Genomic DNA, 23950 nt, shown 5'->3' with positions numbered 1-23950 from the left:
AGGCTTGAAGGAGGGTTGCATGATATCGCCACCCTCCTTTTTCTCGGTGCCCGGTATGCTCGATCCACAGGCCAACAGCCGCGTTCGCTTCCGGATGCTGCGCTATTTTCAAGTCCTCGCCGATGAACTGCATTTTGGTCGCGCCGCCCTACTCCTGAACATCTCTCAGCCGCCGCTCAGCATGCAAATTAAAGAGCTGGAGGAGATCCTCGGCGTTGCGTTATTTGAACGTTCGAGTCGAAAAGTGGCCCTGACTCACGCCGGAAAAGTGCTGAAGGCGGAGGTCGACAGACTGCTCAGCGCCACCGAACAATCCCTGAACTACGTGCGCCAGATTGGCCGTAGCGAAAAACAACACATCAATATCGGCGTGATCGGCAGCGCGATGTGGGGCCCGCTGCTGACGCGCATGAAAGCCTTCCGCGAGGCAAACCCGGACGTCAACTGGACGCTGCATGAGCTGGGACAGCAGGAACAAACAGAAGCCCTGCGCGCCCGCACTATCGATATCGCCATCAATCGCAACGTCATTCCGCACGTCGAAGCCAAAATTCGCTGCCAGCTGATCGCCCGTGAAGCGGTATGCGTCGCGGTGCACGAGAGCGATCCGCTTTGTCGGCGTACTTCCGTTTCGCTCAAAGATCTGGCCGATCGTGCTTTTATCTCACTCTCCTTTACTCACAGCGATTTTGCCCGTCAGGTTTACGACAATTGCCTTTCGCTGGGCATTTCTCCGCTGGTCACGCATCAGGTGTTCGAGCCACAAACCGCGCTGGCGCTGGTCAGTACCGGCAATGGCGTGTCGCTGTTGCCCGAATCCTGCGCGTTAATTCACTGGCCGGGCGTGGTGTTCCTGAAACTTGCCGAAACCATCCCCGCCGATCTCTACGCGCTGTGGTACGACGAACCGCTCCCGGATCTGTTCACCCGTTTTCTGCACGCCCTGCGCGACTGATCGCTCTTTTTTGCACTCCTCCCGCGTTCCGCTCTATCCTTAACCCTATGGAAAAATTAGCTGAACTCAAACGCGCCAAGCTTCTGGCGCTGTCGCTGCTGCTGATTGCCGCAGCAATTTTCGCGACCACTCTGTTCCTGCCGCAAACCTTCTGGGTGCGCGGTGTGAAGGCCATTGCCGAGGCGGCGATGGTCGGCGCGCTGGCGGACTGGTTCGCCGTCGTCGCCCTGTTCCGTCGGGTGCCTATTCCCTTTATCTCGCGCCATACGGCGATCATTCCGCGCAACAAAGACCGGATCGCCGATAATCTCGGCCTGTTCGTGCAGGAGAAATTTCTTGATACCCAGTCGTTAGTGGCGCTGATTCGCCGCTACGAACCGGCACAGATGATTGGCACCTGGTTTAGCCAGCCGGATAACGCTCAGCGCGTCGGGCAGCATCTGATTCAGGTGATGAGTGGGTTCCTGGAACTGACGGACGACGGACGCATTCAGCGCTTACTGAAACGCGCGGTGCATAAGGCCATTGATAAGGTCGATTTCACCGAAACCAGCGCCGCGATGCTGGAGAGTATGACCAAAAATAATCGCCATCAGGTGCTGCTCGACGCGGTGATTCGCCGCCTGATCGATCTGATTCAGCGCGACAGCACGCGGGAATTGATCGCCACGCAGATCGTCCACTGGCTTAAGACCGAGCATCCCCGCAAGGCGATGGTGTTGCCCACCGAATGGCTGGGCGATCAAAGCGCTGAACTGGTGTCTGATGCGGTGAATGCGATCCTCGACGATATCAGCCACGACCGCACACACCAGATCCGCCAGGCGTTCGATCGCGCCACGCTAAAACTTATCGACAACCTGAAGAACGATCCGGAAATGGCGGCGAAAGCCGAGAACATCAAACACTACCTGAAGAACGACGAGGCGTTTAACCGTTATCTCGGTGAGATGTGGGCCGACCTGCGCGCGTGGCTGAAAGCGGATATGCAGAGCGATGACTCGCGGGTGAAGCAGCGCATCGCCAGAGCCGGGCAGTGGTTTGGTGAAACGCTGGTGGCCGACGCCAGTCTGCGCGCCTCATTGAACGAGCATCTGGAGCAGGCAGCGCATCGCGTCGCGCCAGACTTCGCGGCGTTCCTCACGCGCCACATTAGTGACACGGTGAAAGGCTGGGATGCGAAAGATATGTCGCACCAGATCGAGCTGAATATCGGCAAAGACCTGCAGTTTATCCGCGTCAATGGCACGCTGGTCGGCGGGACGATTGGGTTGATTTTGTTTTTGCTGTCGCAGATACCTGTGCTGCTGCCGTAGTCGCTTTTTTGCCGGGTGGCGGCTGCGCCTTACCCGGCCTACAAAACTCATCTGGCCTACGGTTTTGGTAGGCCCGTGCAAGCGCAGCGCCGCCGGGCGATTACGCCTGCCAGCTCCCCTGTTCGACCTCCAGCAACAACAACATCGTCAGCGCCTGGGCGTAAGGCACCGGGGCCATCGCGATATCACAGTAATACTGAATGTCCCAGCCCAGCATGGTGCCGCGCGAAGCTTCAAGCACAATGCCGCCCTCGTCAATCCGTGCCATCACCGCGTCAAATGCCCGCATGGCGTGATTGACTACGGAATCATCGAGAATCCCCATCCGCACGCCGCGCAGCATGCCGTAAGCGATCCCCGCCGTAGCGGACGACTCCTGCGGCGAGAGCGGATCGTCGAGCACCGTATGCCACATACCGTTGTCGGCCTGCAATTCACATAACGTTCTCACCTGACGCGCCACCACCTGTGACAAATACCGGCGCACGCCGGTGTCGAGATGTTCTCCCATCAGCTCAATAAATTCCGGAATGGCGACGGTGATCCACGCGTTGCCGCGTGCCCAAAACGCCCCGGCAAAATGGTGTTTATCGACGAACGTCCAGCCGTGATACCACAGCCCGCTGACCGGATCGCTGAGATAACGCGTGTGCAGGAGAAACTGATAACTCGCTTCGTCGATCAGATCGCGGCGCTTGAGCACGATGCCCGCCACGCCGAGGAACAGGCAGGTCATAAACAGCGTATCGTCCCACAGCTGACCGGTGTTGGGCTGCTCCTTCACCACGTGCTGGAATCCGCCCTCTTCGGTTTTCGGCAGATCGCGCAGCAGTGCATCAGCCCAGTCGTTCACCGTCGCCAACAGATCTTCACGCTGATGCTCCCCGGCAACCAGCGCCAGCACGATCATCGGCGCGGTGGTGTTGATCTGCATCTCCGGCAGGCCTTTAGCGATCTGCTGTTCGTACCATGCGAGGATCGACTGTTGCAGCGCCGTATCTTGCTGATGCGCGGCATAGCGCCAGAAGCCGTACAGCCCGACGCCAATCTCCCATTCCCACTCTTCGAAGTGGATCGCAAAACCCTCTTCCACGCCCACTTCATCGAGATTTTTTAAGCGGCAAAAACCCTGCACCACGCGGTTCAGCGTTGCCATCCTTTCGGCCTGGTTCATGATTTGGCTCCTTTCATTCGTCCTTCCGCCAGCGCTTTTTGTTGATGTCCGACGCGTGAAGAGGCGATAAACAGCTCGTCGGGGAACAGTTGTCCCGCAAGAGATTGAGCGCAACGAAAGGCGCTGGCGTGATTGGAGAAATCCATCACGTCGCAGCCGCGTTCATCGTGCCCGTAGCGATACCCCAGAATGGACGATTTAACCCTGCGCCACAGCGGTGGCGGGAAGTACGTATTGCGATAGTCCTGCCAAAGTTGCAGTAGCGCGAGCAGGCAATAGACCGACCCCTCTTCGCGCGCACTCACCCGTTTGAGCAGATGCGCGAGCAGCGCATCCGCCTCCGGGCCATACTCCTTCTGCGCCATTAACATCAGCAGATGTTCGGGATCGGACGCTGACGGCACGGGGATGCGTTGCTGTTGAAGCCCTTCACAGGCAACCGTCCCCAGTGGCGTCTCGTCGAGGTACACCATTTTCAGGCCGCATAACGTGTCGCGCTCAAACAGCTCGTCAAGGTGGATCAGGACGCGGTTTTTCCCCTGACACAGGCTGAGCCTGACGTCCTGAAACTGCATCACGTTGCGGGTAAACGGCGTAAAGCAGGCCATTAGTCTGGCGGAAGACCACACCCGTACGCCGCCGCAGGTGCCCAGACGAAACGCGTATTCGCCGTCATGTGGCGCAATCAGATCGACCGACAGCCAGCGCTGAACGTGAAACGGCAACGAGCGATTACCGGAAAAATCGAGCCAGCCATTTTCATCGGCAACCGCGACTTCCTCGCAGGGTAGCGCCTGCGCCGGATCGACCGCTCGCTCAGCGTGGCTGCGGCGAAAAACCTGGCGGCAAAAAGAGTCGTGGCTCGCGGGGTCGGCCCCTTCGCCGGTGTAGAACTCCGCAAAACGCTCCGCTTTGGCCGCTGAAACCTGAAAACGCCCCAGCGCCTCGCCCTGCGTTAATGGTCGTAACATATCGCCCCTCATTTCTTCTGTATTCGTGGCGAATATTTTCGGGGGGAGCAGGGATTTCAACGAGGAACGGATCGGGCGGATTTGCGCGATATGCCTGGCCCCTCACAAAGCGGACCAGAGGGAGAAGAGCGACGTGATGACGATCACGCCTTTCTCCTAAGCGAGAAACAGAAGGTGATGACGATCACAGGAATACGCCCCGACAGCGCCTGAAGGCGTGACCTGCGTCACCCTTTCAGCGTTTTCAGCTCATCCCCCAAACTGTCCGCCAGCGCCCGCACGCGCGAGGCATCAAACAGGACGTGCAATCCCGGCGAGGCATCGGCGTGTTTTGTGCAATAGTCTTCCATCTCGGACGCGCTGCGATACAGCTCCTGAATATTAATCTGGCAGATCTCACGCATGCTCCAGCTGTTTTCCACCTCTCGGGCAAAGCGCAGGGTGAAGAAGGCTTTTTGCGCGTGCAGGAACAGATGGCAGTAGAGCGCAAAACCTTGCCACTCCTCCAGCCAGCGTTTTTTCAGCGCATACGGGAACGCGGCGGTTTCAGCAAAACGCAGCGCCTGTTCACGCAAGTTCACAGAGGCGTCGCGGGCGTCGTCTTTCTCTTTGGCGATGCGCGACAGGCAGGCGGCGGAGGTTTCCACGTCGCTGGCGTTAAAGGAGATATCACGCTCCGAACCCGGCAGCCAGTGGTTGCGGTTGAGCTGCCCGTAGAGGCTCCACACCGCCTGGCCGTAGCTTTCCGGCACCTGGCTGTGGCGATGAAACACGTGGTCGCGGACGTAAATCGCGCTGTACAACACCTGCCCGGCCTGCTCCAGCAGGGCGGTAAATTCGTCGAACACCGGCGGTTCAGGCCGCCAGCCGTAGCTTTCGTCGAGCCAGTAGGTCAGGAGCTGATCGCGCGACAGATGCGCGCCATCGTTGGCAAGCATCCGGCTGCACGCCACCAGGTTGCACTCGCTCAGGGTGCCCATAATCCAGTGGTTATCGACCCCTTCCCAGCTGGTTTTGCACACCGCGCCGCGGATCGCCGGATTGCTGCGACACCACAGCAGGCGGCCCTGCAGCTCGTCGATACGCGGGAACGGGAAAATGCCCCAGCCCACCTCTTCGCCCACCAGATCGATATCTGCCCATACTTCACGCTCGCGCACCGCCAGCAGCGCCGGGTTGTTAGGGAACGACGGCCAGAAGCGCTCGGGCGTCATTTTGATAGAGACGCTGACGCTTTCGGGCAGCGGACGGATAGCCTCCAGAACGTTACCAAGATCGTGATTGCCCGCCGGAAACACACGCAGGACCAGATGTTTGTTCTCTTTCTGCATCGCGCGGGAAAGGGTGTTAAAGCAGCGGCTGTAGAGGGCAAAACTGCGCTCGTCGCGCTCAGGGATCCGGGCGTTGTCGTCCGCCTGCAGCTCCCAGTTCGGGCGCGAGATGGGCAGCAGCCCGTCGGTATTGGAAATCGCGATAAGCAGGCCGCTCAGCGCCGGAATGCGCTGGCAGATTAACGACACTTTCTCGCTCAAATACGCGCACCAGAAATCGACATCAAAGCGCACGCCGTGGCCCGGTTCAAACAGATGCGGATGCGCCAGCAGCAGGTCCGTCGGGAAGTTGAATTCTTTGGCCTGGAGATAAAAACGCAGCCCTTTTTGCTGGCACAGTTTACCGAGGCGATTGAGATAGACGCAGCGGGCGCGCTGCTGGCTGGAGAGACGATCGTTGTACTGATGCGGCGTATAACCCTTTGGCGAAACCAGCATGTCGAACAGATCCACCTGCCCGACAATCAGAGTATTAAAATCATGCGCGACGGCGTAATCCACCAGCTCGCAGGCTTTCTCCCAGTTCCAGTACGCCTGATTATTCAGCTCCAGCGCCCTCGTCTCCCACATCTCTCTGCTCCTTTTATCGCTCCATTGACTGGCCGACAGTGATAGCACAGAACGCAGAAAAAGGGTGTGTCACGGTTCGCGAATGACGTAGCGGGTAGGTTCAAAAAGGTTCAGGAACAGATGCACCAGGAACACCAGCGTCAGCGTAGCAACGAGCGCCACCGTCACGGAAACGATGCGATACAGGTCACTGAACACCAGGTCGCCGTCGGGGTGCATGTTCTGGCCAAACATGATGCCGATAGTGGTGATGCTGGCAAAACCCACGCCCGCACCGACCTTTTCCATCACGTGCAGACGCGCACCGAACGCCAGCCCAAGACCAATGAGCGGCATCATCAGAATCATGTGGCTGCTGTGATCGTAGAGTACCAGCTGCATCACCAGAATATACAGGCAGCCGAGGACCACTCCGACCACGCGCCACAGGGAACTCATCACCGCGCCGCGATAGTGCATCGGGAACAGGATCAGCACGCCCGCCATCAGCGCCGAGAGGGAATCGCTGAGATCGCTTATCTGGAAGACGACAAAAATCATTGTCGCCACGGTGCCGGAAAGTAAGGATTCGTGGCGCACGCGGGCGGCATTTTTCTCGATCAGCGGCGGCGGCTTGCGCGGTTCGACGTCCGGCAGCAGGTAGTTCATCAGCGCGCTTAAACAGACCGCCATGATGCTGGCCTCGACGTTCGAGAACAGCAGCGTGTGCCAGTTGGTCGTCGGGTAGCTCATAAAGTTGAGCATCACGCTCTGGCATACCACGCCCATCGAACCAAACAGGAACAGCGGCCCCTGGCTCATAAAACGAAAACGCATCACGTAGAGGGCGAATACCACCAGCGTCATGATCAGCGGCCATTGCGAGAGATAGCCGATGATAATCACCATTTCGATGCAGTTGAGCGACGCACTGAACACAAACTGTTTCGCCACATGGCGGTTAAAGACCGGCACCAGCGACAGGAGCATGATCGGATAGACCACGTAAAACACACCGTAGCTGGTGTTGTAAAACGTTGAAATACTCAGGGCAATCATCCCGGCAAAGACGATGCGCAGGGTCTGGCGAAAATCGTTGGCCGTGTAGACGATGTTGCCGTGCGGGGTAAACACCCGCGCGAGCGTATTAATAGACATAATGCAGCAGGCTCACGAGATGGATTTGCAGCCCGGAGAAGAAGCGCGCGAACGGCCCTTCGCTGTTGTACAGCTGCACCGTGGCGCGTGCGCCGGTCGGTAAATGTTTCGGCAGATCTTCGTCCAGCGCGATGTGAATGCGCATGCGCTGTGCGTCACGCACCCAGCGGTTTGACGTTTCTGGCGCAGAGAGCTCGCCGTTTACCGCTTCCTGCCCGGCCAAAATACCCGCATCGCTGCTGGTCACATGAGCGCGGAAGACGCGGCCCGGGAAGGCGTCAAACACCACCGCAGCATCGGTGCCCTGATGGGTATGGCGCAGGCTTTTCTCACGAAAATCGGCGACGATATCGGTCTGGTTATTCACCAGCGCCAGCGCGGCAGAACCGGACGAGGCGTAAAAACCGGGGCTGAGCTGAACGTTACTCACGGTGCCGTCGGCCAGGGCGTAGACCTTCGTCCAGCTCAGATTCAGCTCCGCCTCTTCCAGTGCATTGCGATATTTTTGCAGCGTCACGTTGCGATGTTCATCCCGCTCGCCGCGCTGAATGCGCAGGTTATGGATGCTGGCGTTCAGGTTCGCCACCGACTGCTCGCTGCTCTGCCAGGTGGTGCGCACTTTATCCAGATCCGCCTGCGAGACGTTTTGCAGGGTGCTCAGGCGCTGATAACGGTCAAAGGTGACTTTATCGTTACGGGCCGTCAGCTGCGCGGTTTTCAAATTGGCCTGTGCGGCAACGATCTGTGCGTCCAGTTGTTGGTTAGAGAGCCGGGCCTGTTCCAGCGCGATCTGGGCAGCGTCGACTTTATTGCGAAACGGCGTCGGGTCGAGTTCAAACAGCACATCGCCCTTCTTTACCTGGCTGTTGTTGTGGACGTACACCGCCGCGACATTACCGGAGACACGCGCCGAGACCGGCGTCACCACGCGCATCACGGTGGAGTCCGGCGTCAGGGGTATCCAGATATCCGCGACGATAAAATAGACAAACATCAGCAGGAAAGAGGCAATACTCACCCTTACCCAGCGGGCAAACTTTTGTTCAGGAGTCATTATTTTTGGGTCTTGTTGTCTTCTTCGCGGATTGACCGCAAATTGCAGGCGATTTGATTTAATGTTGCGCTGAAAATCTCCAGATGTTCCGGCGCGATATTGTGCGACACGCGTTCCTGAAAATTCTCAATCACGCGGGTGAGTGTTTCCAGGACAGCGTTGCCTTCAGGCGTGAGCGTGAGCAGGCGAATGCGCTTGTCATACGGCGATACCGCGCGCAGCAGAAAGCCCTGCTTTTCGAGCTGAGCCAGAGTGCGCATCAGCGGCGGCAGTTCGATTCCCTGCACTTCCGCCAGTTCGCTAACCGAGACGTTATCGCCCAGCGATTTGAGCTGCATCATCACCGTCCAGCTCGACTGGGTCAGGCCGGTGTCGAGAATGGCATCATCAATCACCGCGCGCCATTGACGCACGATCATTGCCATCCGCATCCCCATCGGCCTGCGGCAAAACAGATCTTCTTCGCTCATGGGAAATCCTCTCATCACACACAAGCAAGATAATAGTTATCAAGGTAAGTATCAAGAAACGAGAGGAGAAAGAGCAGGAATTGCGAATTTGTTTTCGGTGCGCGCTGTTGCCCTCACCCCAACCCTCTCCCGCAGGGAGAGGGAGAAAAACCGCCCTGTAGGCCCGGTAAGCGCAGCGCCACCGGGCGTTTAGCGGCTGAAATGCTGACCAATGGCGGCCTTCCCGGAAGGCGTCACCACCACCTCCCGATACCCCGCCACCCGCTGAATCCACCCTTTGGTTTCCAAAAAAATCAGCAGCGCAGCGCCCGCTTCACCGCCCAGGTGAAATCGTCGCTCGCTCCAGTCCAGACAGGCGCAGCATGCTTTGCGCCGGGAGTGAGTATTCACTGGAATACCGAGTTTCAGGAACTGCGCGCGCCCGTGAACGGTCAGCGCCGAACCGTCCGGCTCCAGCCAGTTTTCCGTCTGCATGAAATCGTAAATCTGCACCGCGATCGTGCCCGCCAGATGGTCGTAGCAGGTGCGAGCCTCGCGCATGGATTTCGGTGCCGTGGTTTCCGGCGGCATGATGCGGCTCCACGAAATCCCCATGATCTGCTCCACCAGCTCGGCGACATCATGCCCGGCAAGCCGGTAATAACGATGACGCCCCTGAGACAGACAGACGATCAGTTTACCCTCCACCAGCCGCGCCAGATGCCCGCTGGCCGTGGACGGTGCCACATCCGCCGCCGCGCTCAGTTCAGTTGCGGTCCAGGCGCGACCATCCATCAGAGCAGAGAGCATTTTAACCCGTGACAGATCGGCCATCGCCGCCGCAATCGCCGCAACGGCACACTCCAGCTCGTCACTATTTTCAGTCGGTAAACTTTTCTTCTGCACAGGCTGCCCACGTATGATTGACCGTTGCCACCAGCTTAGCATGAGCCCTGCTCCGGCTTATCACCCGAACCATATTCTCTGACCAGCTGCACTACGCGAATGCGATAATACGCGAAAATCGACTCCCGCCCCTCGGATTGCGCCGCCTTGTGGAAAACGTTCTGCTTCCAGGCGCGGATAGCCTCTTCATCCCGCCACCACGAAAGTGACAGAATTTTGCCTTCGGTGGTCAGGCTCTGAAAACGCTCGATATCGATAAATCCGTCGATATCCGCCAGCAGCGGTTTTAGCTCCGCCGCCAGTTCCAGATAGCGCGCCTGATGCGCCGGTGCGGACTGTGCTTCAAAAAGGACTGCGATCATAAGTGTCTCTCCGCTGTGATATTGCGAAGAGCATGCAGGGGAATCAGGAGGGATGCTTCGGTGAGGAGCGAAATATCGGTATTGCCGGATGGCGCTGCGCTTATCCGGCCTACCTTTCGGGTTTTGTAGGCCCGGTAAGCGCAGCGCCACCGGGCAGGGTGTTAGCCAATAATCGTCCTGGGCTCCATAAACGCGCTGATCCCCCACGCGCCCATTTCGCGGCCTACGCCGGAGTGTTTGAATCCGCCGAATGGCGCTTTCGGTTCGTGGGCGAGGGTGTTCACCAGCACACGGCCAGATTCGATTTGCTGCGCGACGACAGACGCACGCTCACCGCCAAGGACCAGCGCGCTCAGGCCGTAATCCGTGTCGTTGGCAATGGCGATCGCTTCGTCCTCATCACGATAGGTGATGATCGACAGAACCGGGCCAAAAATCTCGTCGCGGGCGATAGTCATCTGGTTATCCACGTCGGTAAACAGCGTCGGGCGAACAAACCAGCCAGCCTGTGTTCCGTCCGGTCGTCCTTCGCCACCCGCCAGCAGCCGCGCGCCCTCTTGAGTGCCTTTGCGGATATAGCCCTGCACGCGAAGCCACTGCTTTTCGCTGACCATCGGCCCCACTTCCGTTGCCGGGTCGCGCGGGTCGCCCGATTTCACCGCCGCCATCGCCTCGGCGAGCGCCGTTTCGCATTCGGCTTTACGCGATTGCGGCACCAGAATACGCGTTCCGGCGACGCACGCCTGCCCGCTGTTCATTAGCCCGGCCTGAATCGCCAGCGGAACCGCCTCGGCTAAATCGGCGTCTTCCAGAACGATCGTCGGCGATTTCCCACCTAACTCCAGCGTGACGCGTTTAAAACTCTCCGCCGCATTACGCAGGATCGCTTTGCCCGTGTTCGTTGAACCGGTGAACGAGATTTTTGCCACGTCCGGATGACGACTGATCGTCTCCCCGACCGTTTCACCGCGCCCGGTGACGATGTTAAACACGCCTGCGGGCAGCCCGGCTTCGTTCAGGGCTTCGGTGATAATCTGTGTTTGCCACGCGCTCATTTCGCTCGGTTTGATCACCGCCGTACAGCCGGCAGCCAGCGCCGCCGCCAGTTTGCCGCAGATAAACCCGGCATCGCTGTTCCACGGTGTTATCAGACCCGCCACGCCGAGCGGCGTCATCTGCACGGTCGCAGCGCCAGTCTGAGTGGTGAACTCAAAGCTTTCCAGCGCATCGATGGCCTGGGCAATCACGTCTGCCGGATAGCTCGCCATCCACGCCGAGCGCGACGCGGGCGCACCGTACTCTTCGATTATGGCTTCCAGTAATTCATCATGACGCGCCGTGACCGCCGCATGCATCCGCTTCAGGGCGGCAATCCGCTCCTCACGGGTGGTTTTGGCCCATCCCGGAAACGCTGCTTTTGCCGCCGCAATCGCGCGTTCGGCATCGTGCTCATCCGCAAGACGGACTTGGCCAAAGACCTGCGCGGTGGCTGGATTGTAGAGATCAAAACGCTCTGTGCCGTGCGGCGTGACAAATTCGCCGTTAATAAAAATCTGTTCGATATGACGCATAACACCTCCTCAGGCTGAATGACCTCAGTCTGGCACGCCTTTAACGTTTCGATAATCCACGCTATCCTGCAAAGGTTATTTCGATTTTCAGGATAATCTATGCATCGTTCAGGACTCACAGAGCTGGAAGTGGTGATGGCGGTAGTGCGTCGCGGCAGTTTTCGCGGTGCGGCGCAGGAGCTGAGCATGTCCGCGACTGCGGTGAGCAACGCCATCGCCGGGCTGGAAAGCCGCCTGCAAACGCGTCTGTTTAACCGCACTACGCGTAGCGTCGCGCTGACGGATGCCGGGCAGCGGTACGTGGCGCGGATCGGCCCCGCTTTGCAGGAGATCCGCCAGGCCAGCGAAGAGATCCACAGCGAGACAAACGAACCTGCCGGAACCCTGCGCCTGAACGTACCGAACAATATCGGCCCACTGTTTCTCGATGACCTGCTGATCGACTATATGATCCGCTACCCGAAAATGCGCGTGGAAACGGCGAGCGAAGCGCGTCTGATCGACATTGTCGCCGAGGGTTTTGATGCGGGGATCCGTCTGGAAGAGTCCGTCCCGCAGGACATGATCGCCATCCCACTTACCGCCGATATCCGCCAGCTCGTCACCGCCACGCCGGATTATTTGGCTCGCCACGGCATCCCACAAACGCCGGACGATCTGCTGCACCATCAGGGAATTGGTATGCGGATGGCGCACGGGGGGATTTATCGCTGGGAACTGGAACGACGCGGCGAACGGTACGAGCTGGCGGTTCCGCCGCGCTTTGCGACGTCGGATCTGTTTGCCTCAATACAGGCGGTCAAAGCGGGTCTGGGGATAGGGTTTTTACCGGAACTTTATATCCAGCAAGAGCTGGCATCGGGTGAACTGGTGAGCGTACTTAATGACTGGACGCAGCCCTTTGCCGGGCTGCGTCTCTATTATCCCGGCCACCGGCACGTTCCGCCGGGGTTGCGGGCGCTGGTGGCACTGGTTCGCGAACGCGGGATTATTCCAGGTTAGCTTTATTCAAACCATAAGCCACGTCCATCGCACCAGGCTCCATGCGTGAGGTGATCCCCAGACGGTTCCAGGCGTTGATCGCCACAATGGCAAAGTTCAGCTCGGAAATTTCGGTGTCGGAGAAGTGCTCTGACACGCTGCGGTACAGCTCGTCGCTAATCCCTTCCACGCTGATTTGGGTCAGGGCTTCGGTGAAGGCCAGCGCCGCTTTTTCGCGGGCGCTGAACAGCGGCGATTCGCGCCAGACCGTCAGGTGATACAGGCGCAGCTCGCGCTCCCCGGCAATTTTCGCCTCTTTCGAGTGCATATCCAGACAGAAGGTACAGCCATTCAGCTGGGAAACGCGGATATCGATCAGGTGCTTAAGGGCCGGTTCGATGGAAGTTTTACCGACAGCCATGCTCAGGTCGGACAGGGCTTTGGCCAGTGCAGGTGTGGCTTTGTGGTGGTTAACGCGAGTGCTCATTGTCTTTCCTCTTTTTATGCGGCATATCAAATGCGATGGGGCAAATCTACGCCGATCATGACATAGTAAAAAGACACAAAACTTGTGAAACGAGGTAGGACATGAAATCGGGCTATCACGACATTTACACCCGCTATCGCGACAACATTACGCGCGGCGTGCTGAAGCCCGGCGACAAAGTGCCTGCCATTCGCGTGCTGGCCGAAGAGCTGAAGGTGGCGCGCAAAACCGTCGAAACCGCCTATGCGATTCTGATCGGTGAAGGTTATCTGGTCAGTCAGGGCGCGCGCGGGACGCGGGTAAATCCTGATTTGAATCTCCCGGTGAAACAATCCGCGCCCTTAGAACAAGCCACTGGCACGCTGCCAGAATCGCTGATCACCCAACGTGAACGCGCCGGTTTTTTGCGCGCGGGTATTCCGGCGCTGGACAGTTTTCCCTATAAAAAGTGGCTGCTATTAGCAGGCCAGGCGACGCGCTCGATGCGTCAGGACGAGATGCTGAACCCGCCGGTGATGGGTTGGGCTCCCCTGCGCCAGGCGATTGCCCGCTATCTGAACATTTCGCGTGGGCTGTCCTGCACGGCGGAGCAGGTGCTGATCACCAGCGGCTACAGCGGCAGCCTGCGTTTGATCCTCGATACGCTGGCGAGTCGCAGTGACAAAGTGGTGTTTGAAGATCCGGGCTATTTTATGGGCCAGCAGCTGTTGAAACGGATCGTGCCGCGCCTGCACACCGTCCCCGTGGATCGTTCCGGTATGGATACGGACTATCTTCTGCGCCATCACCGCGACGCCCGCTTTGCTATCGTCACCCCGTCACATCAAAGCCCGCTGGCAGTGACGCTGTCGCTGCCGCGCAAACAGCAGTTGCTCGACTGGGCAACACAAAACGACGCGTGGATTATCGAGGACGACTATGACGGCGAATTTCACTACACCCGCAAAGTGCTGCCGTCGCTGAAAAGCCTCGATCGTCACGATCGGGTGATTTTTATGGGCACCTTCAGCAAAACCGTAATGCCGTCCCTGCGCATGGGCTATCTGGTGATGCCCGCCAGCACCGTCGAGGCCTTTACCGACTGCGCGGATATTGTCGCCAGCGGCCAGCCGGTGCTGACGCAAAAAATCCTCACCGCCTTTCTTAATGAAGGCCATTTTTTCCGCCATCTTAAGAAGATGCGCACGCTCTATCAGCAGCGTCGAGACTGGATGATTGCCGCGCTTCAGGAAGTCTACGGCGAGCGCTTTTTCACCGAGCAAAACGACGGCGGGATGCACATTGTCGCGTTTCTGACCAAAGGCAGTTGCGACCGCGAAATCGCCCGCTGCTGGCAGGCGCAGCAATTGCAGGTCAATGCACTTTCTGAGTGGTATCGCGGGTCCGGCAAACGCTACGGGCTGGTGATGGGCTACAACAACGTGCGCAGCTTCGAAGAGGCGCTGGAACTACTGCGACGCCCGCTGGCCGAGACGCTACGCCTGCTGGAATAACCCGATCCGGACCCGGTAAATTTCGTAGGTGTACGGGACAGAATAACTCTGGTTATACTCCGCGAGCTTATTTCGTCGGGTTCCGACATTTTTCTAAGGACAAGAAAATGAAGTCAATTTTAGGATTTGATTATCTGTTAACGCCGCGCGTGCTGGTCTTTTTCTACTGGATCGCCATGCTGCTTATTCTGATCGGTGGCGTTTACTCCATGTTCACCGAGCATCTTTTTACCGGCTTTATCGGCATGATCTTCAGCCTGATCGGCTGTCGCGTGATGTTCGAGCTGATCATGGTGGCGTTTAAAAATAACGAATATCTGCGCCGCATTGCGGAAAACACCAGCAAAACAACCGCAGAGTAAACCTCAGGCATTTATCTGCGCCCCCCTTGCAGATAAATGCCCTGCCCTTCAGAAATTGCCTGCATCATTGCGCGTTAACCCGACATCCCGCAGCTGTTCGTCGCTCATGCCCTGCAAAAGCCGCCGAGTCTGCTCGCGACGACGCCATTTCACAAACGCCTGCCAGACTAAAACGAAGCCGATAAAAGGGCGAAACGGGCGGTTTTCGTTGAATTCCATGATCTTCTCCTCACTCTGTTTGAGGCTCTATCATCGTCGGAAAGGCACTTTACAATACAGATTCAAAAACAACTTTTCTTTAACATACAGATCCGCTAAAAATGAATCTGCATGGCGATTTTCGCCGCTATCTGTACTGGTTTACGAATCTGTATGGGGATAATCGAGGATACAGCATGACCCGTTACCAACATCTGGCCAATCTACTGGCGCAGCGTATTGAACAAGGGCTGTATCGTAGCGGCGAGCGCTTGCCGTCGGTGCGCACACTGAGCCAGGAGCATGGCGTCAGCATCAGTACCATTCAGCAGGCCTATCAGATCCTCGAAAATCTCCAGCTGATCACCCCCCAGCCGCGCTCCGGCTATTTTGTTTCCCAGAAGAAAGCCCTGCCGCCCGTCCCGGCGATGACGCGCCCGGTACAGCGCCCGGTTGACGTGACTCAGTGGGATGACGTGATGATGCTGCTTGATGCACGCGGCGATCGCGAGATGATCTCCTTTGGCGGCGGTTCGCCGTGTCTGACCCAGCCGAGCCTGAAACCCCTGTGGCGCGAAATGAGCCGCATTGCACAGCACAATCCGGCAGAGATGCTGAGCTACGATGTGCTGGAAGGTCGCAAAGAGCTGCGCGAGCAAATCGCGCGCCTGATGCTCGACGGCGGTTCGACCGTCGCGGCAGAAGAGATTGTGATCACCAACGGCTGTCACGGCGCACTGTCTCTGGCTTTGCTGTCGGTGTGCAAACCGGGGGATATTGTGGCGGTGGAGTCGCCGTCGTTTCACGGCACCATGCAGATGTTGCGCGGGTTTGATATCAAAGCGATCGAGATCCCAACCGATCCTGAAACCGGGATCAGCATTGAGGCTCTGGAACTGGCGCTGGAACAGTGGCCGATCAAAGCCGTGATCCTGGTGCCCAACTGCAATAATCCGCTCGGGTTTATCATGCCGGAAGCGCGCAAACGGCAGGTTCTGGCTCTGGCGCAGCGGCACGATATTGTGATCGTCGAAGATGATATCTATGGCGAGCTGGCGGCAGAATACCCGCGCCCGCGTACCATTCACTCTTTCGATATCGACGGTCGCGTGCTGCTGTGCAGTTCGTTTACTAAAACCGTCGCGCCCGGACTGCGCGTGGGCTGGATTGTCCCTGGCCGCTATTACGACCGGGTGATGCACATGAAATATGCGGCGGGCGGGTTCAACGTCCCGGCCACGCAGATGGCGGTCGCGGCATTTATTCGTGACGGACATTATCACCGCCACGTGCGCCGTATGCGTCAGATTTATCAGCACAATATGGAACGTTATACTTGCTGGGTGCGGCAATATTTTCCGTGTGAGATTTGTGTCACGCGACCAAAAGGAAGTTTTTTGCTGTGGGTCGAGTTACCGGAACAGGTGGACATGGTGTGCGTCAGTAAGCAGCTGTGTGCGCTGAAAATTCAGGCTGCGCCGGGATCGCTGTTTTCCGCCTCCGGGAAGTATCGCAACTGCCTGCGGATTAACGTCGCCCTGCCGCCTACCGAAAAAAATCGCGAGGCGTTGAAGAAAATGGGTGAGGCGATTTATATCGCGATGGAAGAGTAGTTTTGCCGGGTGGCGGCTGCGCCTTACCCGGCCGACAAGGTCAATGCAAAACGGCGACCACAGGTTGCCGTTTTTGGTTTTTGCTCCCTCTCCCTGTGGGAGAGGGCCGGGGTGAGGGCACCAGGCCGCACGGACTTACATCAGAACTTCCAGGAAACGCTGCCCACAATGCTGCGCTCGGCACCAAAGTAGCAATATGACAGCGAGTTACAGGCCGCTACGTAGCTTTCATCGGTCAGGTTATTGACGTTAAGCTGCGCGCTCAGCCCCTTCACACCCAGTTTCGACAGGTCGTATCCCACCGCCAAATCCACCAGCGTGTAAGACGGCAGCGTGTGCGTGTTCTGACGATCGCTGGTCACGCCGTTCACGTAACGCACGCCGGAACCGAGCGTCAGGCCGTCCAGCGGACCGGTTTTAACATCGTAACTCAGCCAGGTGCTGGCCATATTACGCGGGGCGTAAACGGCACGTTTGCCCTCTTCTTCCGGACTGCTCTTCTTATAGCGAATATCGGTATAGGTATACGCCGCCTGCACGCGCAGGCTGTCGGTCAACTGGCCGATCGCTTCCAGCTCGACGCCTTCAGATTCGATCTCCCCGATGGAACGGTACGGATCGGTCGGCTCCTCTTTGGTGGCGATGTTTTTCTGGTTAATACGGAACACCGACGCGCTGAACTGGCTGTTCATGCCTTCTGGCTCAACCTTCACGCCCGCTTCCCACTGCTTGCCTTTCATTGGATCGAGAATCTGGCCATTTTCATCGGCAAAACTGGTCGGCGTGAACGCGGTGGAGTAGCTGATGTACGGCGCGATACCGTTGTCGAACAGATACAGTAACGCCGCACGGCTACTGAAGTTATTTTTGTCCAGATCGCTACGGCTGTTGTTGAGCTTGTCGATATTGGAAACGCTCACCTGATCGTAACGCCCGCCCAGCGTCAGACGCCAGCGGTCGATCGACATCTGATCCTGTAAGTAATAGCCGGTCTGGCGCAGCTTGTGCTTCTCTTTGCTGTACATGGTGATGTAATCCGGCTTCGCGCCGTACACCGGATGGAAAGCGTTGATCGGCGGGAAGCCGCCATAATAGCCGGTGGTATTGTTGCTGCGATCCTGATAATCCAGGCCAATCAGCACGCGATGGTTCACCGCCCAGGTATCGAAGCTGCCGTCGACCTGGTTGTCCAGGGTGATAGCGTTCATCTTCTCGTCGGAACCAGAATAACCGCGATTCAGATCGGTTTCGTTCAGCCAGCCTGCGGCATACACCTGATTCAGCTCGACTTTGGTGTGCAGGTAGCGCAGTTTCTGGCGCACCGACCAGCCGCTATCAAACATGTGCTCGATGTTGTAGCCGACCATGTTCTCGCGGCGGTCGTATTTGTCGTAATCGTCCTCGCCTTCAAAGAAGGTATTGGAAGTTTTCTTGCCATCGTGCGGAACCACGGTTCCCTCGTATGGCAGGCCAGAGTGGCTGCCGCCTTCCGGATCGCGGTGCAGATAGGCCATCAGATCGAGACGCGTGTTGTCGGTGATGCGCCAGGTCAGGCTCGGCATCAGCGCGTAGCGTTCTTCTTTCAGCGGGCCGAACTGCGAATCGGCGTAGCGGGTCATCCCGCTCAGACGCGCCGCTACACGGTCGTTGTCGTCCAGCGGGCCGGTGACATCGAACATTGCCCCGCGCTGATCGTTATTCCCGGCGAAGAGTTTGATTTCACCGCCCGCATCAAATGACGGTTTGCGCGAAGTGAGTGCCACAATCCCGCCCGGAGATGAACGCCCGTACAGCACGGATGCCGGGCCACGGACGACTTCAATATTTTCCAGGAACCAGGGATCGACCACCAGCGAGCTGTGGGAGTTGGTATCCCCCATCATCTTCAGGCCGTCGAGATAGACGTTGTCCAGACTGCCGTCGGAGAAACCACGCATCACAATGTAATCAAAGCGGTTCGATGCACCGATCTGGTTGCTGTATACGCCCGGCGTATAACTCACGGCCTGACGCACGCTGGTCGCACCCTGCTCTTCAAATTGCTCGCGGGTCACGATCGACACCGACTGCGGGGTTTCGATATCCGGCGTTTCGAGTTTGGTCGCGCCACTTTGCATTTGCGAGGTGACCACAACGGTTTCGGTTTTCGGCGTATCCTGCGCCAGCAAAGGGAATGCAACGCTGCCGGTAACGCATCCCACCAGCAGTGCCAGCCGTGATTGAGCGAACATGAAATTCTCCAAAGGTATTTCTAATTGTTAATAAGAATTATTACCTTTTTGAGAATGCAAACAGCTATCCGTGACGCCAGGTTACGTATGCGCAATGACAAACCGTATGCGAGATATTCGCGCGATGGGGAAAAGTAGGTTAGCCGTGTCGGCGTACGTCGCTCGGAGAGATGCCGTAGCGACGGCGAAACGCGGTGGAAAAGTTGGTCGCGTGCTGATAGCCGGACATCCACGCGGCCTGCTGCACGCTATGTCCTTCCAGTAAATAGCAGCGCGCCAGTTCAAGGCGGCAGTCGCGCAGGTAATCGAACACCGTTTTTCCGTAGGCCTGACGGAATTTAGTCCGCAGGCTGCCGGAACTCATCGCCGCCTGTGTCGCCAGCTGTGCCAGCGTGTATTCCTGTTCCGGCGACTGTTCAAGCATACGACGGATATGTTCCAGACGCGCATGTTCACCACACTGCGGTAACGCACCGCGAGTCGTCTGCGGCTGGCACTGATTCAGACCGTGACCGAGCAACTGATACATCAGCCCTTCCAGCAGCAGCTTGCGTGACACAGCACTCAGGCCCTTCTGCTGAGCATGCTGAATGCCGATCAATACAAATCCAGGCACCGGCCAGATAAACGTGGGCGCTTGCAGGCGCTGCCATTCCTGGAGCAGTGTTTCCAGTAAACTCTCGCGATCGGCATTGTTTGGGTAAACGCCAAAAGAGAGGGTTTTCAGGGTACTGTTCGCATCGTGACGGGCACTCATCGCCTGCTGTTCGCTCAGCTGTGAACTAAACGCCATGCCCGGCAGCACCTGATATTCCTGGCCATTGAGCGTCAGCGTGACACACCCTTCCAGCACCACCAGCATATACAGCGGGCTACTGTGGCGAGAGGTGGTTTCGTAGGGCTGAAGCACGCGCACGTCGGAATGCGTGAGCGAAATGCCGGAGGAGAGCGTCATCTCTTCGACATCGCCGTGGAGAACGGGGCTGTTGCGGCTGGCATTATCGGCCAGATGCGGGAAGCGGTAATCAATGCCGTAGCGCTCGCCAAAGCCGATAAAATCCTCAACGCAGAACAGGCGTTTGGTTGACGAATAAGGCAGTGCGGCAGAGTTCATGGTGGCGTTTGTGTGAGCGGGTGGCGCAGGAACCATAACATTGCGGCGGCGCAAAGGCTACGCCAGCCCTCAAATTGACACTGAGAGCTGGCGGAAGATTACAAGTCCGAATTCTGATCCTGCCGTGCGGCAGCGTGCGTCAGAAATTGTACCTCCACGCGGCGGTTTCGCTCATCACCAGGCGAGATCCCGTGCAACGGTTGAGAGTCGCCAAACCCCGCGACAATCACGCGATGAGATTGACGGTCATTGAGATTCGCAATCAGCAGCTTGCGGGCCTCACGAGCCCTTGCCGCTGATAGCGTGTAGTTGTCGTCATACACAGTGCAAAACCGCGCATAATCAACAACCGGATTATTGACTCCCAAATTATCCGTGTGCCCTTCAACAAAAACTTGGGTGTTGGTTGAACCGCTGACGAACTCCTGAATACGCGGGGCCAGACGCGCAAGTGCATCCTTCGCCTGATCGGTGATACAGGCACTTCCCCGAGCAAAGATTTTATCCCGGAGCGTAATTTTACCGCTGGCCATATCAAATCCCACCAGCGCGGCGTCGCCCTGCTCAACCATCTCTTGTTGCATACTGTGCATCAATGAATTCAGCTTCTGCTGAGCTGCTGCCTGACCGCTGTTTTTTTCCTGCTCGCGCTTCACCTCGGCCACTTTGTTCTGCAGAACCGACAATACCAGCATCAGCATCACCACAGCCATCACGCCTGCCATCAGGTCCGAGATCGACACCCATTCGTTTGGTTTATCTTTCATAGACAAAATCAGGCCTCAACGCGTTCAGACTCAAGGAGCCTTCTGTAGTGCTGAGCGTCAGTCACCAGCGTGGTCATATTGCGTTGAATATCCATCATCGCTTTCATCACCGTTTTGCGCTCATCTGGCGTGTGCTGTGCTGACACCTGCGCATCCATCAGTTTGCAAAGCGCGGACAGCTCTGTCGTCATGCCAGTCACCGTTTCCGGCAAAGTACCCAGCACATCGAATGCGTCATTGAAGCGCTTGATGTAGAACTCCATTTTACGGTTGCCTTCGGAGACAGCCGCCAGCCCGCTGGCGATCTCTTTCGTCACGCGTTCAATGTAGGTGGTCATCGAGGTGACTTTTGCATTCAGCGTCATACTCGTTTCAGAGAACTCATCCATCGCCTGACGCTGGATTTTGGCGGCGGCTTCAGTTCTCTCCTTCACCGTCGTCATGGTGGAGTCAATCTGTGACGACATGTTATTGACCGACAGGCTGATCTGCGACGTTGCAGACTCAAGTTGATCCGCCATTTTGGTCATGTTCCCGCTGAATGCGTCATTCATACGGGTGATGGCATCATTCAGCGAGGTTTCAATCTGGCTCATGGTAGCGCTCAACTGGCTGGTTGAGTCCGCCAGTTTGTCGCTCATCTGCTGGACGTTGCGGGTAAAGTCAGCGTTCATTTCGTTCACCACGTGCGACAGCTCACGTTTAATTTCCGTCATCACCACACCCAGATCGGTTCCCAGCGTCGAGACCACGCTTTCGAGGCTGGCCGCAGATCCTGATACTTTTTGCGAGGCATCACTCATCGTGGTCGCAGCCTGCTGCAAGGCAGCTAAGTTTTCTTCGCTGTTGCGGGTGTAGGTTTCCAGCAAATTACGGGATTGAACGTTGATATCAGCAATATCTTTCAGCGCATTGAGATGGTGTTGATGGCGCTGCGCTTCATATTCTTCACTGCGTTTAGCCTGCTGGATAAACTCTTCACGCAGGGCTGCCGTTTGCTGGGCCATTGCTTCCACCAGACGATCGGTGGCGACATTTCGCCCAGTTTCATCCTGCTGGCGCTGCTCAATCTTTTCTTTAATTTCTAACGCATGTTCTTCATGTAGCGTGTGCTGAAGCTTCGACATGCACCAGTTCAGGCGGCGTTCTTCATAACCATTTTTCGACTCCCAGAGCTTCAGCGCAATGAAAGCGATAATCCCCCAGGTAGAAGTTTTAAACTTGGTGCCTAAGCCCTGCATCATGTCCATCAGGTCACGCATGGAGGAGTCCATCGCCCCGATGCTATTACCTGAGTTATGCAAAATGCCGGAGGCTTTATCAAGGGCCAGCCCCAGGCCCAGGAATGTCCCCAACAGACCGAGGATCAGCAGCATACCCGGCATCACCGAGGCCATTTTTTCAGCTTTCGTCGCCACCGACTGGCTGAGCTCAGCGGCGGAACCGATTTCTGCGCAAATCCCCGGCTGTGTCGTATGTAATCCGTTCCGCTCCCAGGCTTGCTGCCAGCAGGTTTCATTCGCGTTACGCTTAACGTTTAACCCGGTATAGACGACAGCCAGCAGCATAACGGCGAAAAAGCCCAGCTGCAGTACATCCATTCCCGGCATCAGAAAATGCCCGATCTCGACTAACAGGCTCATGCCATCACCTCAACCAGCAGACCGGTTTCAGTACGTTTCTGGCAATCTGCACCAAAAATATTGGCAAAATCGTTGATCAGACTTTGCTCTTCCGCAGAAAGCGAAGCCCACGCGCGATCGTTTTGCGAACAATCGATCAGTAATGTTCCCACCATTGATCCTTGTTCAAGCAAATATTCTTTTCCTTCCGCAATCAGCTGCTGCTCATCTTTTTCCAGCATTTGCAGGAATCCTTCAGCCGCATTAACGTAATTACGGCGAGCCAGTAAATCATCACCCAACTGCTCCAGCGCGACCGTATCCCGTGGCAGCGTAATGGCAAGATCATTAAGAACACTGATCTCTGCGGGCTCCAGCTCTTCATATTTTTGAGCGCGAACCAGGCGGTTATGCAGTAAACGCTCTTTGGCGAGGGTACTGTTTTTCTTTTCCCATTCCTCTTCGAGCACCTGACGGCTTTTTTCCCACGCCACAATCATCTCTTCAAAGACGAACGGAATAATCGGTTTGCCGAACAGGCGATGGGTCATTTCATCCAGACGCATTGTGTCTGCATCGCTAAACTCAGCGTTCTGCTGAATCAATGCGTTGGCGGCATACACCATAAAATGCATATCTTCATCGACATCGCTGACCGTCTGGACGGCTTGCATACGGGTTTCATAGAACGCGAGCAGCTTTTGCACGGCACGCAGACGCAGGAAATACTCAAAGTCCTTCAGCGAATCGCCCTTCACTGCAATATCCACTTCGGCTTTGGCGATCATGTATTCATTAATCAACGCGATAGCTTCAACTGCCGCTTTTTCAGTTCCGTGAAGCTCTCCACTCGCCTCCTGCATCGCCTTTGCATGACGGCGAGCCTCTTCGAGAGCCTCTTTATCAAGCTGTTTCTGGTGAGCGTCTTTACACCAGGCAATGACCCATTCAAAAGCCTTTTGGAGTTTTTTGACTAATGGGTGTTTATCCGCTTTTTCCAGCCAAGCCAGCGCACGATCAAGCCCCACCAGTGCTGCTTTAATCCACGGCAGGGTAATCATGCCGCTCAGTACCTGCAGAATTTTACGTCCTGTGGAAATATGCGGCTTGATGCGTTCCCACATCTGACTCACTTTCCCGACAAACCCTTCTGCTTTTTCCGCCATAAAACCAATCGCTTTGCCGACGACTTCTTTGGCTTTACTGACGGCACTCGAAACCACATTTACGGCAAACGAGGCGACAGAGGAAACACAAGAGCAAACACGACTCCAGATACCCATAAT

At 56.9% G+C, this 23950-nt stretch carries 22 protein-coding genes; 6 read left to right on the top strand and 16 right to left on the bottom strand.

What is annotated here, in order from left to right:
* The first annotated feature begins 19 nt into the window (after window positions 1-19).
* Window positions 20-955, top strand: a complete 936-nt coding sequence (locus C3708_RS18235) for a LysR family transcriptional regulator (RefSeq protein WP_233210432.1) — start codon at window positions 20-22, stop codon at window positions 953-955.
* Window positions 956-1002: 47 nt separating this feature from the next.
* Window positions 1003-2271 carry a DUF445 domain-containing protein gene (locus C3708_RS18230; protein ID WP_103947170.1) on the top strand — a complete coding sequence of 423 codons (1269 nt, stop codon included), beginning with the start codon at window positions 1003-1005 and terminating at the stop codon, window positions 2269-2271.
* Window positions 2272-2371: 100 nt separating this feature from the next.
* On the opposite strand, the gene C3708_RS18225 is transcribed toward C3708_RS18230, so the two are convergent.
* From C3708_RS18225 to C3708_RS18185, 9 genes are all read right to left on the bottom strand, one after another.
* Entirely contained in the window at window positions 2372-3445 is a 1074-nt protein-coding gene (locus C3708_RS18225) for a glycoside hydrolase family 105 protein (protein WP_103949866.1), read from the bottom strand.
* Window positions 3442-4416: a hypothetical protein gene (locus C3708_RS18220; RefSeq protein WP_103949867.1), complete on the bottom strand. Its 975-nt coding sequence runs from the start codon at window positions 4414-4416 to the stop codon at window positions 3442-3444. Before C3708_RS18220 ends, C3708_RS18225 begins: the two co-directional genes overlap by 4 nt.
* Window positions 4417-4643: 227 nt before the next feature.
* The gene (locus tag C3708_RS18215) at window positions 4644-6317 is read right to left on the bottom strand and encodes a hypothetical protein (protein WP_103949868.1); all 1674 of its coding nucleotides are present in this window, start codon (window positions 6315-6317) and stop codon (window positions 4644-4646) included.
* A 69-nt stretch (window positions 6318-6386) separates the two neighbouring features.
* Window positions 6387-7454, bottom strand: a complete 1068-nt coding sequence (locus C3708_RS18210) for a DUF2955 domain-containing protein (RefSeq protein ID WP_103949869.1) — start codon at window positions 7452-7454, stop codon at window positions 6387-6389.
* A complete protein-coding gene (locus tag C3708_RS18205; RefSeq protein WP_103949870.1) occupies window positions 7444-8511 on the bottom strand; it encodes an HlyD family secretion protein in 1068 nt (355 codons plus the stop codon). Before C3708_RS18205 ends, C3708_RS18210 begins: the two co-directional genes overlap by 11 nt.
* A complete protein-coding gene (locus tag C3708_RS18200; RefSeq protein WP_103949871.1) occupies window positions 8508-8978 on the bottom strand; it encodes a MarR family winged helix-turn-helix transcriptional regulator in 471 nt (156 codons plus the stop codon). The genes C3708_RS18205 and C3708_RS18200 overlap by 4 nt, the downstream gene beginning before the upstream one ends.
* Window positions 8979-9167: 189 nt before the next feature.
* Complete coding sequence (locus C3708_RS18195) at window positions 9168-9863, bottom strand: helix-turn-helix transcriptional regulator (protein ID WP_103949931.1); 696 nt, start codon at window positions 9861-9863, stop codon at window positions 9168-9170.
* Window positions 9864-9898: 35 nt separating this feature from the next.
* A complete protein-coding gene (locus C3708_RS18190; RefSeq protein ID WP_095280628.1) occupies window positions 9899-10225 on the bottom strand; it encodes an antibiotic biosynthesis monooxygenase in 327 nt (108 codons plus the stop codon).
* A gap of 161 nt (window positions 10226-10386) precedes the next feature.
* Window positions 10387-11796 carry an aldehyde dehydrogenase family protein gene (locus C3708_RS18185; protein ID WP_103949872.1) on the bottom strand — a complete coding sequence of 470 codons (1410 nt, stop codon included), beginning with the start codon at window positions 11794-11796 and terminating at the stop codon, window positions 10387-10389.
* A 99-nt stretch (window positions 11797-11895) separates the two neighbouring features.
* On the opposite strand from C3708_RS18185, the gene C3708_RS18180 reads away from it, so the two are divergent.
* A complete protein-coding gene (locus C3708_RS18180; protein WP_103949873.1) occupies window positions 11896-12798 on the top strand; it encodes a LysR family transcriptional regulator in 903 nt (300 codons plus the stop codon).
* Here C3708_RS18180 and C3708_RS18175 read toward each other — a convergent pair.
* Complete coding sequence (locus C3708_RS18175; RefSeq protein ID WP_095280625.1) at window positions 12785-13264, bottom strand: carboxymuconolactone decarboxylase family protein; 480 nt, start codon at window positions 13262-13264, stop codon at window positions 12785-12787. The genes C3708_RS18180 and C3708_RS18175 overlap by 14 nt on opposite strands.
* Before the next feature lie 101 nt (window positions 13265-13365).
* On the opposite strand from C3708_RS18175, the gene C3708_RS18170 reads away from it, so the two are divergent.
* Entirely contained in the window at window positions 13366-14757 is a 1392-nt protein-coding gene (locus C3708_RS18170) for a PLP-dependent aminotransferase family protein (RefSeq protein ID WP_095280624.1), read from the top strand.
* Window positions 14758-14864: 107 nt separating this feature from the next.
* Window positions 14865-15119 (top strand): DUF4282 domain-containing protein, encoded by a 255-nt coding sequence (locus C3708_RS18165; RefSeq protein ID WP_095280623.1) that lies wholly within the window; start codon window positions 14865-14867, stop codon window positions 15117-15119.
* A gap of 48 nt (window positions 15120-15167) precedes the next feature.
* Here the strand turns inward: C3708_RS18165 and C3708_RS18160 are convergent, their stop codons facing one another.
* Complete coding sequence (locus C3708_RS18160) at window positions 15168-15338, bottom strand: DUF1127 domain-containing protein (protein WP_095280622.1); 171 nt, start codon at window positions 15336-15338, stop codon at window positions 15168-15170.
* A gap of 176 nt (window positions 15339-15514) precedes the next feature.
* Here C3708_RS18160 and C3708_RS18155 point away from each other — a divergent pair, with 176 nt between their 5' ends.
* On the top strand, window positions 15515-16930 hold the full coding sequence (locus C3708_RS18155) for a PLP-dependent aminotransferase family protein (RefSeq protein ID WP_103948253.1): 1416 nt from the start codon (window positions 15515-15517) through the stop codon (window positions 16928-16930).
* A 140-nt stretch (window positions 16931-17070) separates the two neighbouring features.
* On the opposite strand, the gene foxA is transcribed toward C3708_RS18155, so the two are convergent.
* The 5 genes from foxA to C3708_RS18130 all read right to left on the bottom strand — a co-directional run bounded on the left by foxA (window position 17071) and on the right by C3708_RS18130 (window position 23947).
* Window positions 17071-19179: a ferrioxamine B receptor FoxA gene (gene foxA, locus C3708_RS18150; protein WP_103949874.1), complete on the bottom strand. Its 2109-nt coding sequence runs from the start codon at window positions 19177-19179 to the stop codon at window positions 17071-17073.
* A 121-nt stretch (window positions 19180-19300) separates the two neighbouring features.
* Window positions 19301-20275, bottom strand: a complete 975-nt coding sequence (locus C3708_RS18145) for an AraC family transcriptional regulator (RefSeq protein ID WP_103949875.1) — start codon at window positions 20273-20275, stop codon at window positions 19301-19303.
* A 98-nt stretch (window positions 20276-20373) separates the two neighbouring features.
* On the bottom strand, window positions 20374-21042 hold the full coding sequence (locus C3708_RS18140) for an OmpA family protein (protein WP_103949876.1): 669 nt from the start codon (window positions 21040-21042) through the stop codon (window positions 20374-20376).
* A gap of 8 nt (window positions 21043-21050) precedes the next feature.
* Complete coding sequence (locus C3708_RS18135; protein WP_103949877.1) at window positions 21051-22685, bottom strand: hypothetical protein; 1635 nt, start codon at window positions 22683-22685, stop codon at window positions 21051-21053.
* Window positions 22682-23947 (bottom strand): hypothetical protein, encoded by a 1266-nt coding sequence (locus C3708_RS18130; protein ID WP_103949878.1) that lies wholly within the window; start codon window positions 23945-23947, stop codon window positions 22682-22684. The genes C3708_RS18135 and C3708_RS18130 overlap by 4 nt, the downstream gene beginning before the upstream one ends.
* Window positions 23948-23950: the final 3 nt, after the last annotated feature.

This window comes from Lelliottia sp. 7254-16, assembly GCF_002922995.1.
GTDB lineage: Bacteria > Pseudomonadota > Gammaproteobacteria > Enterobacterales > Enterobacteriaceae > Enterobacter > Enterobacter jeotgali.
Note: the sequence above shows the minus strand (reverse complement) of the source record. Positions and strands in the feature narration are given on the sequence as shown.

Excerpts from the sequence above, each read along its gene's own strand:
- C3708_RS18235 (WP_233210432.1), top strand. The coding sequence starts at position 20 with ATGATATCGCCACCCTCCTTTTTCTCGGTGCCCGGTATGCTCGATCCA.
- C3708_RS18220 (WP_103949867.1), bottom strand. The coding sequence starts at position 4,416 with ATGTTACGACCATTAACGCAGGGCGAGGCGCTGGGGCGTTTTCAGGTT.
- C3708_RS18145 (WP_103949875.1), bottom strand. The coding sequence starts at position 20,275 with ATGAACTCTGCCGCACTGCCTTATTCGTCAACCAAACGCCTGTTCTGC.
- C3708_RS18210 (WP_103949869.1), bottom strand. The coding sequence starts at position 7,454 with ATGTCTATTAATACGCTCGCGCGGGTGTTTACCCCGCACGGCAACATC.
- C3708_RS18225 (WP_103949866.1), bottom strand. The coding sequence starts at position 3,445 with ATGAACCAGGCCGAAAGGATGGCAACGCTGAACCGCGTGGTGCAGGGT.
- C3708_RS18165 (WP_095280623.1), top strand. The coding sequence starts at position 14,865 with ATGAAGTCAATTTTAGGATTTGATTATCTGTTAACGCCGCGCGTGCTG.
- C3708_RS18175 (WP_095280625.1), bottom strand. The coding sequence starts at position 13,264 with ATGAGCACTCGCGTTAACCACCACAAAGCCACACCTGCACTGGCCAAA.
- C3708_RS18190 (WP_095280628.1), bottom strand. The coding sequence starts at position 10,225 with ATGATCGCAGTCCTTTTTGAAGCACAGTCCGCACCGGCGCATCAGGCG.
- C3708_RS18155 (WP_103948253.1), top strand. The coding sequence starts at position 15,515 with ATGACCCGTTACCAACATCTGGCCAATCTACTGGCGCAGCGTATTGAA.
- C3708_RS18140 (WP_103949876.1), bottom strand. The coding sequence starts at position 21,042 with ATGAAAGATAAACCAAACGAATGGGTGTCGATCTCGGACCTGATGGCA.
- C3708_RS18135 (WP_103949877.1), bottom strand. The coding sequence starts at position 22,685 with ATGAGCCTGTTAGTCGAGATCGGGCATTTTCTGATGCCGGGAATGGAT.
- C3708_RS18185 (WP_103949872.1), bottom strand. The coding sequence starts at position 11,796 with ATGCGTCATATCGAACAGATTTTTATTAACGGCGAATTTGTCACGCCG.
- C3708_RS18200 (WP_103949871.1), bottom strand. The coding sequence starts at position 8,978 with ATGAGCGAAGAAGATCTGTTTTGCCGCAGGCCGATGGGGATGCGGATG.
- C3708_RS18130 (WP_103949878.1), bottom strand. The coding sequence starts at position 23,947 with ATGGGTATCTGGAGTCGTGTTTGCTCTTGTGTTTCCTCTGTCGCCTCG.
- C3708_RS18230 (WP_103947170.1), top strand. The coding sequence starts at position 1,003 with ATGGAAAAATTAGCTGAACTCAAACGCGCCAAGCTTCTGGCGCTGTCG.
- C3708_RS18170 (WP_095280624.1), top strand. The coding sequence starts at position 13,366 with ATGAAATCGGGCTATCACGACATTTACACCCGCTATCGCGACAACATT.
- C3708_RS18215 (WP_103949868.1), bottom strand. The coding sequence starts at position 6,317 with ATGTGGGAGACGAGGGCGCTGGAGCTGAATAATCAGGCGTACTGGAAC.
- C3708_RS18180 (WP_103949873.1), top strand. The coding sequence starts at position 11,896 with ATGCATCGTTCAGGACTCACAGAGCTGGAAGTGGTGATGGCGGTAGTG.
- C3708_RS18160 (WP_095280622.1), bottom strand. The coding sequence starts at position 15,338 with ATGGAATTCAACGAAAACCGCCCGTTTCGCCCTTTTATCGGCTTCGTT.